The organism is Vibrio sp. SCP2 (assembly GCF_059295395.1).
Map to the genome: position 1 here is coordinate 511439 of NZ_JCAFVV010000002.1, position 12540 is coordinate 523978.

Here is a 12540-nt window from a genome sequence, read left to right on the forward strand (position 1 = left end):
CCTTTTTTATACCACGGTTTCTGCCGCTGCGAGATATCGGCGCACTAAGCCAACAAACTCTTCCGGTGAGCGGTCAAGATCATTGGCTGAGATAAAAATATCATAGTCATAATACTCTCGCTGATATCTCATTCTGTTCGCTAACATAGCTAACAGCCCTTTAAATTCTTTTCCGTCAGAGTTGCGATAGGCGTGTGAGTCGAGCACGATGTCCTCGAATTGCTCACCTTGCTGATGTTGACGAGCGCCAAGGTATAAAAGCGCACGCTGACTGAGTAAGATTTCCGTAGCAATCCGCGGGCAGATACTGGTTAAGTAGGGTGAGTAGTGTTTGAGTTTAATGCCAATCCAAGGTAAAGGTTGATGCCATCCATCTTGCTCATAGGTACAAATACCAATTTTTTGCACGTTGCTCCACTGTATGACCCAGCCTCCTTTAAACAAGTGTTGCTGGAAATGGGTTGCGGTAAGGGTGAACTTGACGGTGCTTTTTAGAATGAGCACATAGCCAAATCCAATCAGTGCCGCGACCGCGACGGCGGTCAGTAAAGCTTGTTGCCAACCTGGTGCGTAAAGCAGCAAAAAAAGACAGCCAATCGTGAAAATTCCACTAAGCCATCTCACTGTGATAGATGAAAAAACAAAGGGTTGATTGGTTAGGTGTACGGTTTGCATACAGGCTTTTCTCACAACAACAAATACATCTGTTTATATAATCAGTAGTTGAAGATTCGATCACTTGGGTTATTGATTAAATTGTAGTCGCATGTCGCTGTATCGCGTATTTTTGTGGCATAAAGCCGCTCATACCCTGTAAATGCGAGCAAATTTTTGGTATAAATCGCGCTTCAAATTTTCACCACTGCTCCGTATGCAGTGAAATGGAGAAATACTCGATGAGACTTGCTCATAAGCGTAAAGTGCAGCTTAAACTGCAAAAACGCATTAAAGCGACAGTTGCGAACGTTGAAGCGACAAAGAAAGCTAAGCCTGCAGTTGAGAAGAAAGTAGCTGTAAAACCAGCAGCGGAGAAAGTTGTAGCAGCAGCTAAAACAACTGACGTTGCGCTTACTCCAAAGCAGCAACAAGTTCTAGATATCGTTGTTAACAACGCTGAAGGTATCAACCCGAAAGGTATCGGCCTAGCGGCTGGTCAAGAAGACGCTAAAGCAGCATCTTGGGCAACAGGCGCTCTTAAGAAACTTCTAGAAGAAAACCTAGTGGTTAAAGAGCAACTAGCTGGCAACAAAGTTATCTATAAAGCAGTTTAATTGCCACTAGCAAATCCACTTAATTGGATTCTAGCACCTTCGGAGCCTCGACAGTGTCGGGGCTTTTTCATTTCTATAAATTATGTTTAATACTTTTGTCACATTTTTCATCAATTCCTTCCTGTGCACATAACTACGTATAATCTGTAAGCGTCAACCTTGGTGGTTGATTTTATCTAGCTGATTTATATAGCTATAAGATTCTTGTTGTCATATTTCCTACGTATTACTACGTAATTCTTTCGTCTATACGTCAGCTTTGTTGTTAAAACCAGTCCGTGTTCGCGCCTATTTCATATTGGTTATTGATGAACCACTCTGTATGAGAAATAGAACATGCCTAAAAAGGTATGACCCGTTAACAAAGGACGTGAACATGAGTCTTATCAAACAATCTCTAAAAAGAGTGTTAAAAGGAACCGCGATGGCGGCTGCTTTGGTTATGGCAGCGACTTCGGCTACTGCAGCTGAAAAAGTGTATCGCTTGAAGCTAGCTGAAACTTGGGGACCAAACTTCCCAGTATTTGGTGATGCAACTAAGAACATGGCTGCAATGGCTGAGAAGATGTCTAATGGTCGATTGCAAATTCGTATCGACTCGGCAAATAAACACAAAGCGCCACTCGGTATTTTCGATATGGTGAAGTCAGGGCAGTACGACCTTGGCCACTCTGGTTCTTACTACTGGAAAGGTAAAGTACCGAACACGCTTTACTTTACTTCTATGCCGTTTGGTATGACTCCTGCCGAGCAATATGCATGGTTCTATCATGGTGGTGGTATGGAACTGATGGAGCAGGTTTACTCTCCACATAACCTTCTTTCTTTCCCTGGTGGTAACACCGATATCCAGATGGGTGGTTGGTTCCAAAAAGAGATTAACTCGGTTGAAGATTTACAGGGTCTGAAAATGCGTATCCCTGGTTTCGCGGGAGAGATCTTGGCAGAGCTAGGCGCTAAGCCAACCAACATTGCACCGGGTGAGCTTTATACTTCCCTAGAGCGTCGTACGATTGATGCGCTGGAGTGGGTAGGTCCATCCCTTGACCTTCGTATGGGCTTCCACAAAATTGCACCTTACTACTACACAGGTTGGCATGAGCCAGGTTCAGAGCTGCAGTTCCTAGTTAACAAGCGTACCTATGAGCGTCTTCCAGAAGATCTTCGTGAAATTCTACGTGTCGCAATGCGCACCGCCGCTTACGATATGTACACTCAAGCGACTCACGAAAGTGGTAAGAACTGGGTATCTATTAAGTCAGAATACCCTGATGTACAAGTTAAGGACTTCCCGCCAGAAGTGATGAACGCACTTCGTGAAGCAAATGATCGCCTACTAGCGAAACATGCGGAGAAAGACGAGTTAGCGAAAGAGATTCAAAAATCTCAAGCTGATTACCTCAAGCAAGTACGTTCGTGGACTGACATTTCTCACCGCGCGTACCTGAACAGCCAAGCTCAATAACAATAAATAGGATGGGTGACGCTGTCACCTATCTCGAAGCCCAAGAAAACTTATCTAATAAAGCGCCACAAATTCATAGTGGCGCATATTCAAAATTCCATGGAGTAGGGAATGAGAAGCCTAATCTATATCGAGCGAGTATTTAATCGCTTTGGTGACTTCCTAGGGTGGTTATCAAGCATATTATTTATCTTGCTACTGGCGAATGTCGTCTACGACGTTGTGATGCGTTATGTGTTTAACGACGTTTCTATCGCGTTTCAGGAAATGGAGTGGCATCTGTTCTCAGCAGTATTCCTACTTGGTGTTCCTTACGCAGTAAAAGCAGGCGGCCATGTCCGAGTCGATCTCTTCTATGAACGTCTCTCGAATAAAGCTCAAGCAATTATCGATTTACTTGGAACTCTTATATTTCTTTTACCGTTTTGCTTATTGGTGGCTTACTACGGGATCGATTTTGCTAAAGAGAGCTATGCATTAGGCGAAACTTCAGGTGACCCAGGTGGCTTACCTTACCGCTGGATTATTAAAGCAATGATCCCGCTGTCATTCTTCTTTATGGCAATCAGCGGCGTCGGCTTACTGCTGCACTCGTTAAATAGAATCGTCAATCCACACCTTGTCTACTCGCAAGAACGCAAATAAAGGAGGCTAAAAATGGTCGGTATAGTAATGTTTTTCGTCGCCTTGTTTGCGCTGCTACTTGGCTTTCCCGTTGCGTTTACCTTCGGTGGTATCGCGTTAATTTTTGGTGTTTGGGCAGAAGGCATGGATATGTTTGCTTTCATGCCTTACCGTATCCAGTCCATCATGGAAAACACGGTACTCATGGCAGTGCCGCTGTTTGTATTCATGGGTTTGGTTCTGCAAAAAACTCGATTGGCTGAACAGTTGCTTGAATCTATGGGCAAGCTGTTTGGTGGCGTTAGAGGTGGTTTAGCTATTTCAACGGTTTTGGTTGGAGCGCTTCTTGCTGCATCGACTGGCGTTGTTGGCGCATCGGTTGTGGCTATGGGGCTAATCTCGTTGCCAGTGATGCTTAAATACAACTACGACAAAGGACTAGCGTGCGGCACTATTTGTGCGTCAGGTACTTTGGGTCAAATAATTCCGCCTTCTATTGTCCTTATCTTACTCGGTGATGTATTGGGTGTGCCAGTCGGTGACCTATTCCAAGCAGCGGTTTGGCCAGGGCTAGTTCTGGTTGGTGCCTATGTGGTTTATATCCTTATCTACGCCAAACTTAACCCTGAAGCAGCGCAGCCAATGCCAAGTGATGGCAACTTAAGCCGTAAGCAAGAAATCATTGCAGCGCTTAAAGCGGTTGTTCCACCATTGGCACTGATTGTCGTGGTACTGGGTTCCATTTTCGCAGGTGTAGCAACGCCGACAGAGTCTGCAGCTTTAGGTGGTGCGGGTGCGATTGTGCTGGCGATCTTGTACCGTCAATTTAGTTGGTCGATGGTGTATGAGGCATCAAAAGAGACGGTTAAAGTGACTGCGATGGTATTCGCTATTCTACTGGGTGCGACGGCCTTCTCTATGGCATTTACCTATACAGGTGGTGACTACTTAGTCGAAGAATGGATGCTACAGATTCCGGGCGAGAAGTGGGGCTTCTTAATTATCACAATGCTTGTGATTCTGATCCTTGGTTTCTTTATCGATTTCGTCGAGATCTGTTTCATCATCGTGCCGATACTTGCTCCAGTGGCTGAGATTATGGGTATTAACATGACGTGGTTTGCGATTCTGATTGCGATGAACCTACAAACTTCGTTCCTGACCCCACCATTTGGCTTCAGCTTATTCTATTTGAAAGGGGTGGCACCAAAAGGTGTGACGACGAGAGATATTTACCGTGGCGTCATGCCATTTATCGCGATTCAGATTCTGGTACTCACTTCGTTGCTCGTGTTCCCTGAATTCTACGGAATGTGATCCTTTAGTTACGTAATATTAACAACTCCTGTTAAAGTGGGGCTGCTTGCCATTCGGTGAGCAGCCTCTGTTGTCATTGGGGGAAAGGGATGCCTCTACAAGCCAAACTAATACTACTTAGCCTGCTGCCTTTACTGCTGGTCACCGCGTTAACAAGTTGGATTTCGATTCATCAGGCGAAAACCTTAGGTGAAAAAGAGATTCAAATTTTTGAAGACGGGTTGATTCGCTCTAAGGAAACGGCACTCAAAGATCACGTAGATTTGGCATTTGATGCGATTTCACACATCTACAATGATGAGAGCCTTGATGAAGAGACCGCGAAACAGCAAGTCAAAGCGGTGTTGTCGAAGCTTCGTTACGGCAAAGATAAAGACGGCTATTTCTTCGCTTATGACGAGCAAGGAACCAACCTAGTTCACCCGATTATGCCTGACCTAATTGGTAGAAACTTGATTGATCTTCAGGATGAAAATGGCGACTTGCTGATAGAGGCGCTATTGCATCAAGCGCAAAGTGGTGGTGGGTTTCATCGCTACCTGTGGCAGAAACCCTCTACTGGGGAAAATGTGACTAAATTAAGTTACGCTGCATGGCTTGATAAATGGAATTGGATGATCGGCACTGGCTTATACATTGAAGACATCACCTATGAGGTCGCCAACCTCAAGTCTGAGGTGAATAGAAACATCGAAACCACCTTCTTCTCCGTAATCGTGATTATGATAGTGACGGTTGGCGTGATCGTAGTCATCACGTTAGCGGTGAACCTGCATGAACATCGTCTGGCAGATAGAAGTTTAAAAGAGTTAGCTCATAAAACAGTGATGTTTCAGGAAGACGAAAAGAAACATCTAGCACGCGAACTGCATGACGGAATCAATCAGTTATTAGTGTCGAGTAAATGCCATTTAGAGCTGCTATCAAGCAAGATAACGGACGCACCTTTGCAACAGCATTTAGCTAAGTCTCAACAATCCTTGATGACAGCGATTAATGAAGTGAGGCATATTTCTCATAACCTACGCCCGAGCGCATTGGATGACATTGGCTTACAAGCCGCCATGAATACCTTACTGCAAGATTTTAAATCACACTCTGGCGTTGAGGTGGAAGCCTCTTTGACGACTCAGCCAGGAAAACTAAAATCAGAAGTAGCGACCACTTTGTATCGCGTTGCTCAAGAATCATTGACTAACATCGAAAAACACGCCCATGCCAATACAGTAAGCGTGATATTGCATCAGATGGGTAATATGCTTCAGCTGATTATTCGCGATGATGGCGTGGGCTTTGATGTAAACACATCGCTGCGAAAAAGTGGTATCGGGCTGCGCAATATGCGTGAGCGAGTTGAGTTTATCGGTGGTGACTTTGAAATAGAAAGTGAACCGAGCTTTGGTACAGAGATTACCGTATTACTGGAATTGGATGGATTAGTATATGGATGAACCAATTAAAGTGGTGATTGTTGATGATCACCAAGTTGTCTTAGATGGATTTATCGCGCGACTTCAAACAGAGCCTGAGATCGAAGTGATTGGTTCAGCCAGTAATGGCCTAGAAGCGATAGACGTCGTTAAGTCATTGCAGCCGGATGTAGTGCTGATGGATGTCAGTATGCCAATGATGAACGGTATCGATGCGACTCGCGTCATTAAGGAGTCCATGCCTGACGTAAAAGTGTTAATGCTCACTATGCATGATAACCGCGAATACATCATGAAGGTGATGCAAGTCGGGGCTGTGGGCTATATGCTCAAAGAGATTTGCGCGCGACGCATGGTGCAAGCCATTAAGACGGTCTACCAAGGTTCGACTTATTTTTGTGAGTCTGTAACGCAAACGCTTTTCTCTCAGGAAGTGGTGCCCGTTGCACAAAAGCCTAATCCGCTTAGCCGCCGTGAAGAAGCGATACTTAAACTTGTTGCCGAAGGAAACAGCAGCAAGAAGATCGCCTCACTACTAAATATCAGTTACCGAACGGTTGAAACTCACCGTCAAAACATCAAACATAAACTTGATCTTCATAGTACCGCAGAGTTAGCTAAATACGCGGTCGAGCAGGGGATAGTAGCTTAAAAGTCACCTAACTTTTGTAATGATTGTAAGTAGGCGCGAGTCTTATCTGCGACAGTGATAGGATAGCGCCATGATCCACTCAATAGGTTAACTGCCTGTGTCTTATCCAAAAAATATTCATCAAAATTACCATGCTCATGTTTACTTTGATCAACAGACTTGCGAGTTCGCTCGACAAATCCGAGAGCAAGCGCTGAGTCAGTTTGATTTGCCAGTAGGTAGATTTAACGAGAAGCTAGTTGGCCCTCATACCATGTGGAGCTTTTCAATCACGTTTACGGCAAGTGAATTTGAGTCAGTGGTGTCATGGCTAGATAACAAGCGTGAAGGCTTAACGGTATTGGTTCATGCGCTCACTGACGATGATATCAAAGATCACACTGAATACGCCTATTGGCTTGGTGAGCCTGTCAAAATTGATTTGTCTCGCTTTTAGCGAATAGGTCAGCGCGCCTTCGTTTGTCGTTACGACAATTAATCTGATTTGTTGGTTCTTGGCACGCTTGTGTATAAGGCGTCTATTGATTTAATCACTGGACTCCAACATCTATGAACCAATTGATTGACGCCTTGTTTACTCAGGGCTATTACGTTTGGGACGACTTTCTTTCAAGCCAAGAAGTGGCTGAGCTACGAGGCTGTATTCCTCAAGACTGGAGCAAGGCGCGGATTGGGCGCAATGACGAATTGACACGAGAAAGCACCATTCGTAGCGATAAAATCCAGTGGTTACACTCTGATATGGGAGCGCCAGTAGCTAGCTTTCTGTCCAAAATGGAGCAGATCCGTCTAGAAGCTAACCGCCACTTTTTCTTAGGCTTGTTTGAGTATGAAGCGCACTTTGCTAAGTATGAAAAAGGCGACTTCTATCAGAAGCATTTGGATTGCTTTAGAGGCAACGAAAACCGTCGCCTCACCACGGTTTTCTATATGAATGAAGCTTGGTCGGAGCAAGATGCCGGCGAGCTGGTGGTTTATGATCTGGCCGACAAGCATGTTGCGACGATTCCGCCAAAATCGGGACGACTATTTGTATTTTTATCCGAGCAGTTCCCACATGAAGTGTTGCCAACCAATACTGAGCGTTACAGCATCGCAGGTTGGTTTCGAGTCAATGGCGTCAAAGACAATTCATTAGATATTGCGCATTAAGAAGGTCGCCTAGTGCGACCTTTGTTAATTTCGAGACTTTACTAATATGGGAACAAGGCCTTTATAGCCAAACCGATAGACAGACCAACATTGATAGAGGATGAAAACCGCGTACACCACGTTTATCATTAGCTCGTCTCGTTGAATCTCCTCCATGGTTCCATCATAACCTGCGCCAAAAATAGCAATTAAGATGATAGAAATGTAGGCGAGCTCGACGCCAACAAAAAAGTGGAGCAGTAACCAACCTAATGGTTTTAAAGCTTTAATTAGTTTCATACAGATGGAAATAATAGGATGTAGCTCGTAGAGTCTAACATAATTCGTTTTTCCTAAGCTTTACAAACAGAAATGACAGTTTTCTTCTGTTAACCCATAGACCCCATCGCGACTTGCGAGGTGTTTATCTCCTTCAAAAACTCCCATTTGGTAGCCTTTGTCGAGCAACTCTTTTTTCATGGTTAAGCGCTTAACGGCAAAATCTTCTGGTGGAGCAATCACGCGAACCGTGACATCTTTCGGTGGGTGACGAATAAACTCTAGTGATTTGTTGTAGCTTGTTGCTCGATTCGCCATCGCTTTACCAATCATGGGGTATTTCGCAAGCAGCCTTTTGAGTAACCAAGATGCTCTTGTTTGAGGCATTTCATAGCTTAAAGGATGCGACAAAACCACCGTAATTTCTTTTGCTCCGCGTCGATATGCTTCCATTACGGGAATAGAGTCCGCTACGCCTCCGTCGGTATAGCATCCGCCCGAAAAGCAAGGTGTTTGCTTATAGGCGATGGGTAACGCACTGGTTGCTTCAAGTGCCAAGTTGAGGTTGCTGGGGGTGACTTGGTAATAATCCGCTTTTCCGGTCTCAATGTTAGTCGTTGTTGCAACTAAAGGTGTACTCGAAAAAAGTTGTTCTCTATTCAATGGAAACAGCTTGTCTGATTCTGAAACAAGCCATTTCACATCCACTAAGTTTCCCCCCTTGATAAAGCGTTTGGGGTTAAAGAATTCGCTATTGGTCGCTAGCTGGGTAATGACCTGATAACTACGTTTGTGCTGCTGTGCCAAGTAACCTACAAGGTTAGACGCACCAGCAGAAACACCAATGGCAAAATCAAACGGTTGATAGCCATTTTCAATAAATGAATCCAAAACACCTGCAGCGAAAATACCCCGCATTGCTCCACCTTCTACGACGAGCGCTTTCATAACTTTATCCAATTTCTCGATTTGCTAGGCATCTTATCGAGCTAGATAAGTGGTGAGAAATGGATGTTACGAATCACTGTAATAGCTCTTAACTATGAATAGCTCTTAGTTATCAATAGGTATGGGCTATTGAACATATAGAGATTGGCGCTTTTACCTATGGACTGCCTAAGAGTATTGTTATTGATAACAAGAGATTAAAGTTAGCTCATGTTTTTATATACAGTATTTTCTTGACCTGAAATATCAAAGAACTATACTGGTTATAAATACAGGTGAATGGGAGGTGTATTATGTTGTTGGAAACCATCGAACGCGTTAACCGCCTACGCCAACAAGCGTTGTCCGATCCAGAGTTTATTCAATCGGCAAAAGCCCATGAAAAGGCGCTCAAAGATCAAAGTTACCATTATGCCGCCAAAGCAAAGAGTGCGAAGCAGAGAAAAGATCGCAGTCTGGCAGATATTTATCAACAAGCTGAGTTCGGGCACAGGTCTGAAAGCTCTAAACATTAAATCGTAGAATTCTAAAAGCAGCTTCGGCTGCTTTTTTGTTGTTTGCAACATAAGGCAGGCACAAAAAAATGGTCGCCTTTCAGCGACCCCACAAACAGGAAGTAATGGATATCATAGAGAGGTGATGTGCGGAACAATTACCGTCACCTCTTAATAGCTTAGTTGAGTTTGCTAGGAATGCTTAGGTTTATGCATAACTTGCATGAATTCAGGGATAATTAGTCGTTACTGTTGTTAATTGATATGTGTATTATGTGTTTTATTTTGTTTTAGAATAAGTATTTTACACTGGTTATGTATGTGTATATTGGTTTTTAATGCTAATTTGTTTTCTCTATTAATTGTAAAGATATTATAATGCGCACTCTGAATTGATCGGTGACAATGAAATCTACGATTTGCCAATCATATGTGCGACTTAGCTCACATCAGCTCTGCCTTATGAATCTGTTTCAGCGTAGTATTGCACCTCCTAAACGGTTGTACCGGAAACTATAATGGATAATAAACTCGGCTTGAGTTCACTAACTGCGATCGTCATCGGTTCGATGATTGGCGCAGGTGTTTTTAGCTTGCCTCAAAATATGGCATCGGTTGCTAGCCCAGCAGCAGTAATGATCGGTTGGACGATAACGGGTGTAGGCATGATCTTTCTCGCCCTTTCTTTTCAAAAGCTCGCGTCACATAGGCCGAATGTCGATAGTGGCGTTTTTGGCTACGCAAAAGAAGGTTTTGGTGATTTTGTCGGTTTTTGCTCTGCTTGGGGGTACTGGCTAAGTGCCATGCTGGCTAACGTTTCTTATCTAGTGATTGTTTTTAGCACGCTTGGAATGTTGTTTGATACACCAGACAACATCATTTTCGGCCAAGGGAATACAATTGTTTCAATTGTCGGGGCTTCATGTTTACTTTGGATGGTTCATGCCTTGGTGCTACGAGGTGTTCAAACCGCGGCACTGATTAACATGGTGACGACCTATGCTAAGTTAGTGCCTTTGTTTATCTTTATTGTCTGCGCTGCTTTTGCTTTTCAGTGGAGCACTTTTACTTTGGATTTCACCGGGCTTCACTTTGGTGAAGGGCATGATTTGATGTCTCAAGTAAAAAGTACCATGTTGGTAACGGTTTGGGTGTTCATTGGTATTGAAGGCGCTGTCGTTGTCTCTGGTCGTGCAAGAAATCGTAAAGATATTGGCAGAGCGACGATTCTTGGTCTCCTAACTGCGTTAGCGATTTATGTATTTGTAACTTTGCTATCTATGGGGGTGATAAAACCTGTTGAGCTGGCAGGCTATCAAAATCCATCTATGGCGAAAGTGTTAACCGAAATCTTAGGGCCTTGGGGTCAGTACATTATCAGTGTCGGGCTACTGATTTCGGTCTGTGGTGCATTTCTTAGTTGGACGGTTTTAGCATCCGAAGCGCCTTATTTGTGTGCGAAAGAGAAGATGTTCCCTAAACGCTATGCTGAGTTAAACAAAGCGGGCAGCCCTGTTAAGCCACTTACGTTGACCAATGTTTGGATTCAAATCTCTCTCGTGTTCGTTATGTTTGCTGGCAGTACTTATGACACTTTATTGATCATCGCTTCAGAAATGATCTTAGTGCCGTATTTTCTCGTTGGCGCTTTCGTATTAAAGATAGCGATCGAGGAAAAAAACAGAGGAAGCCTATTGCTCATTGGTGCAGGAGCAACCCTCTATGGTATTTGGCTACTTTATGCGTCGGGCCTAAACTACTTACTGCTGTCGGCAATTCTTTATCTACCAGGGCTCTACTTTTACATCCAGGCAAAGAAAGAGCAGGGGATAAATCCATTTGAAGGCCGTGAGAAGCTAGGTGCTGGGATACTAGGTGCGATAGCCATGTTGGCCTTTGGGATGATCTGGCAAGGTAGCCTGAGTTTAGCTTTCTAAACTAATAAACTTAGAAATCCCCTGCCCATTATGGCAGGGGATTTTTCTATCTGTACTTGGCGGTATATTTAAAGCGTAAACTGTCAAAAATGGTAAAGATTAGCCCCGCCCATATAAAGCTAAAGCTGACTAACTTCACCTCATCAAAGGCCTCTCCAAACAAGTAAATCGCGATGAAGAACTGAATAGTCGGCTCGATGTATTGCATTAGTCCAATGGTCGACATTGTGGTCAGTCGAATCGCAATTGAGTAAAACACCAAAGGAAGTAGAGTGGCAGGGGCTGCACCCAAATATAGTGCTAGCGTGGTTGCTCCTTGATGCAAAGACTCGGTACCCACCGTCAATTCTTTGTAGCCCATATAGAAAAGCGCGATAGGCAATAACACCAAGGCTTCAACATACAATCCTGTACTCCAGTTATAGTTGATTTTCTTTTTACACCAGCCATAAAAGGTAAAGAAAATTGCCATTGTTAGCGCAATATAAGGGATCTCGCCATAGTGGATGATTTGATAGGTGAGACCGATACAAGCGAGGACTAGAGCGACTTTCTTGCCAATGGATAGCGACTCCTTCAAGAAAAATACACCAAGTGCCATCATAGTAATCGGGCTAATAAAAAAACCTAGACTAGCATCAATGACTCGATCATTGGTCAGCGCCCACGTAAAGGCACACCACGAAATCGACATCATGATTGTGGCCGCAGTGGTATAGGCGAGGGAGCGCTTGTCTGCCCAGATCGCACGTATGTCAGGCAGACGCTTTGTCACGCCTAGTACAATCAACGCTCCGAGCGGTACCGAGGCAATCAAACGCATCGCGAGCAATTCATCAGTCGCCGCGTTGGGCAAAAATTGATAATAAAGTGGCAACAGGCCCCATAGTAAAAATGAAAAAGCGGCCATTCCATTGCCTAAACGCTGCTCAGGCATAGTAGTCTCAAAAAGGGTAATAATTGAGCGAAATCTAAGCCTAAACTTTCTAAAA

The 12540-nt window shown here is 44.0% G+C and carries 13 protein-coding genes; 10 read left to right on the plus strand and 3 right to left on the minus strand.

Annotated elements, in window-relative coordinates; translation table 11 throughout:
* Positions 1-6: 6 nt before the first annotated feature.
* Complete coding sequence (locus AC5O63_RS10210) at positions 7-675, minus strand: DUF2982 domain-containing protein (protein WP_494504874.1); 669 nt, start codon at positions 673-675, stop codon at positions 7-9.
* Positions 676-896: 221 nt separating this feature from the next.
* On the opposite strand from AC5O63_RS10210, the gene AC5O63_RS10215 reads away from it, so the two are divergent.
* The 8 genes from AC5O63_RS10215 (at position 897) to AC5O63_RS10250 (ending at position 7911) form a co-directional block, all read left to right on the plus strand.
* Entirely contained in the window at positions 897-1271 is a 375-nt protein-coding gene (locus AC5O63_RS10215) for a MarR family transcriptional regulator (protein WP_171321467.1), read from the plus strand.
* A 376-nt stretch (positions 1272-1647) separates the two neighbouring features.
* A complete protein-coding gene (locus AC5O63_RS10220; protein ID WP_004749280.1) occupies positions 1648-2736 on the plus strand; it encodes a TRAP transporter substrate-binding protein in 1089 nt (362 codons plus the stop codon).
* A gap of 111 nt (positions 2737-2847) precedes the next feature.
* A complete protein-coding gene (locus AC5O63_RS10225) occupies positions 2848-3381 on the plus strand; it encodes a TRAP transporter small permease subunit (protein WP_004743974.1) in 534 nt (177 codons plus the stop codon).
* A gap of 12 nt (positions 3382-3393) precedes the next feature.
* On the plus strand, positions 3394-4677 hold the full coding sequence (locus tag AC5O63_RS10230) for a TRAP transporter large permease (protein ID WP_494504875.1): 1284 nt from the start codon (positions 3394-3396) through the stop codon (positions 4675-4677).
* 89 nt (positions 4678-4766) lie between these two features.
* Positions 4767-6128: a cache domain-containing protein gene (locus tag AC5O63_RS10235; protein ID WP_494504876.1), complete on the plus strand. Its 1362-nt coding sequence runs from the start codon at positions 4767-4769 to the stop codon at positions 6126-6128.
* Complete coding sequence (locus AC5O63_RS10240) at positions 6121-6759, plus strand: response regulator (RefSeq protein WP_004746224.1); 639 nt, start codon at positions 6121-6123, stop codon at positions 6757-6759. The genes AC5O63_RS10235 and AC5O63_RS10240 overlap by 8 nt, the downstream gene beginning before the upstream one ends.
* Before the next feature lie 97 nt (positions 6760-6856).
* Complete coding sequence (locus AC5O63_RS10245; protein ID WP_494504877.1) at positions 6857-7195, plus strand: DOPA 4,5-dioxygenase family protein; 339 nt, start codon at positions 6857-6859, stop codon at positions 7193-7195.
* Between the two features lie 113 nt (positions 7196-7308).
* Positions 7309-7911, plus strand: coding sequence for a 2OG-Fe(II) oxygenase (locus tag AC5O63_RS10250; protein ID WP_494504878.1), 603 nt, complete (start codon positions 7309-7311; stop codon positions 7909-7911).
* Positions 7912-8250: 339 nt separating this feature from the next.
* Here AC5O63_RS10250 and AC5O63_RS10255 read toward each other — a convergent pair whose 3' ends face one another.
* A complete protein-coding gene (locus AC5O63_RS10255) occupies positions 8251-9117 on the minus strand; it encodes a patatin-like phospholipase family protein (protein ID WP_494504879.1) in 867 nt (288 codons plus the stop codon).
* A gap of 293 nt (positions 9118-9410) precedes the next feature.
* Here AC5O63_RS10255 and AC5O63_RS10260 point away from each other — a divergent pair, with 293 nt between their 5' ends.
* The gene (locus AC5O63_RS10260) at positions 9411-9632 is read left to right on the plus strand and encodes a hypothetical protein (RefSeq protein WP_367939476.1); all 222 of its coding nucleotides are present in this window, start codon (positions 9411-9413) and stop codon (positions 9630-9632) included.
* Positions 9633-10129: 497 nt separating this feature from the next.
* Complete coding sequence (locus tag AC5O63_RS10265) at positions 10130-11548, plus strand: basic amino acid/polyamine antiporter (protein ID WP_494504880.1); 1419 nt, start codon at positions 10130-10132, stop codon at positions 11546-11548.
* Between the two features lie 46 nt (positions 11549-11594).
* Here AC5O63_RS10265 and rarD read toward each other — a convergent pair whose 3' ends face one another.
* Positions 11595-12485: an EamA family transporter RarD gene (rarD, locus tag AC5O63_RS10270; RefSeq protein ID WP_239825638.1), complete on the minus strand. Its 891-nt coding sequence runs from the start codon at positions 12483-12485 to the stop codon at positions 11595-11597.
* Positions 12486-12540 lie beyond the last annotated feature (55 nt).

Bases quoted from the DNA above. Each gene is read 5' to 3' on its own strand.
- AC5O63_RS10210 (WP_494504874.1), bottom strand. From the start codon at position 675: ATGCAAACCGTACACCTAACCAATCAACCCTTTGTTTTTTCATCTATC.
- AC5O63_RS10215 (WP_171321467.1), top strand. From the start codon at position 897: ATGAGACTTGCTCATAAGCGTAAAGTGCAGCTTAAACTGCAAAAACGC.
- AC5O63_RS10220 (WP_004749280.1), top strand. From the start codon at position 1,648: ATGAGTCTTATCAAACAATCTCTAAAAAGAGTGTTAAAAGGAACCGCG.
- AC5O63_RS10225 (WP_004743974.1), top strand. From the start codon at position 2,848: ATGAGAAGCCTAATCTATATCGAGCGAGTATTTAATCGCTTTGGTGAC.
- AC5O63_RS10230 (WP_494504875.1), top strand. From the start codon at position 3,394: ATGGTCGGTATAGTAATGTTTTTCGTCGCCTTGTTTGCGCTGCTACTT.
- AC5O63_RS10235 (WP_494504876.1), top strand. From the start codon at position 4,767: ATGCCTCTACAAGCCAAACTAATACTACTTAGCCTGCTGCCTTTACTG.
- AC5O63_RS10240 (WP_004746224.1), top strand. From the start codon at position 6,121: ATGGATGAACCAATTAAAGTGGTGATTGTTGATGATCACCAAGTTGTC.
- AC5O63_RS10250 (WP_494504878.1), top strand. From the start codon at position 7,309: ATGAACCAATTGATTGACGCCTTGTTTACTCAGGGCTATTACGTTTGG.
- AC5O63_RS10255 (WP_494504879.1), bottom strand. From the start codon at position 9,117: ATGAAAGCGCTCGTCGTAGAAGGTGGAGCAATGCGGGGTATTTTCGCT.
- AC5O63_RS10260 (WP_367939476.1), top strand. From the start codon at position 9,411: ATGTTGTTGGAAACCATCGAACGCGTTAACCGCCTACGCCAACAAGCG.
- AC5O63_RS10265 (WP_494504880.1), top strand. From the start codon at position 10,130: ATGGATAATAAACTCGGCTTGAGTTCACTAACTGCGATCGTCATCGGT.
- rarD (WP_239825638.1), bottom strand. From the start codon at position 12,485: ATGCCTGAGCAGCGTTTAGGCAATGGAATGGCCGCTTTTTCATTTTTA.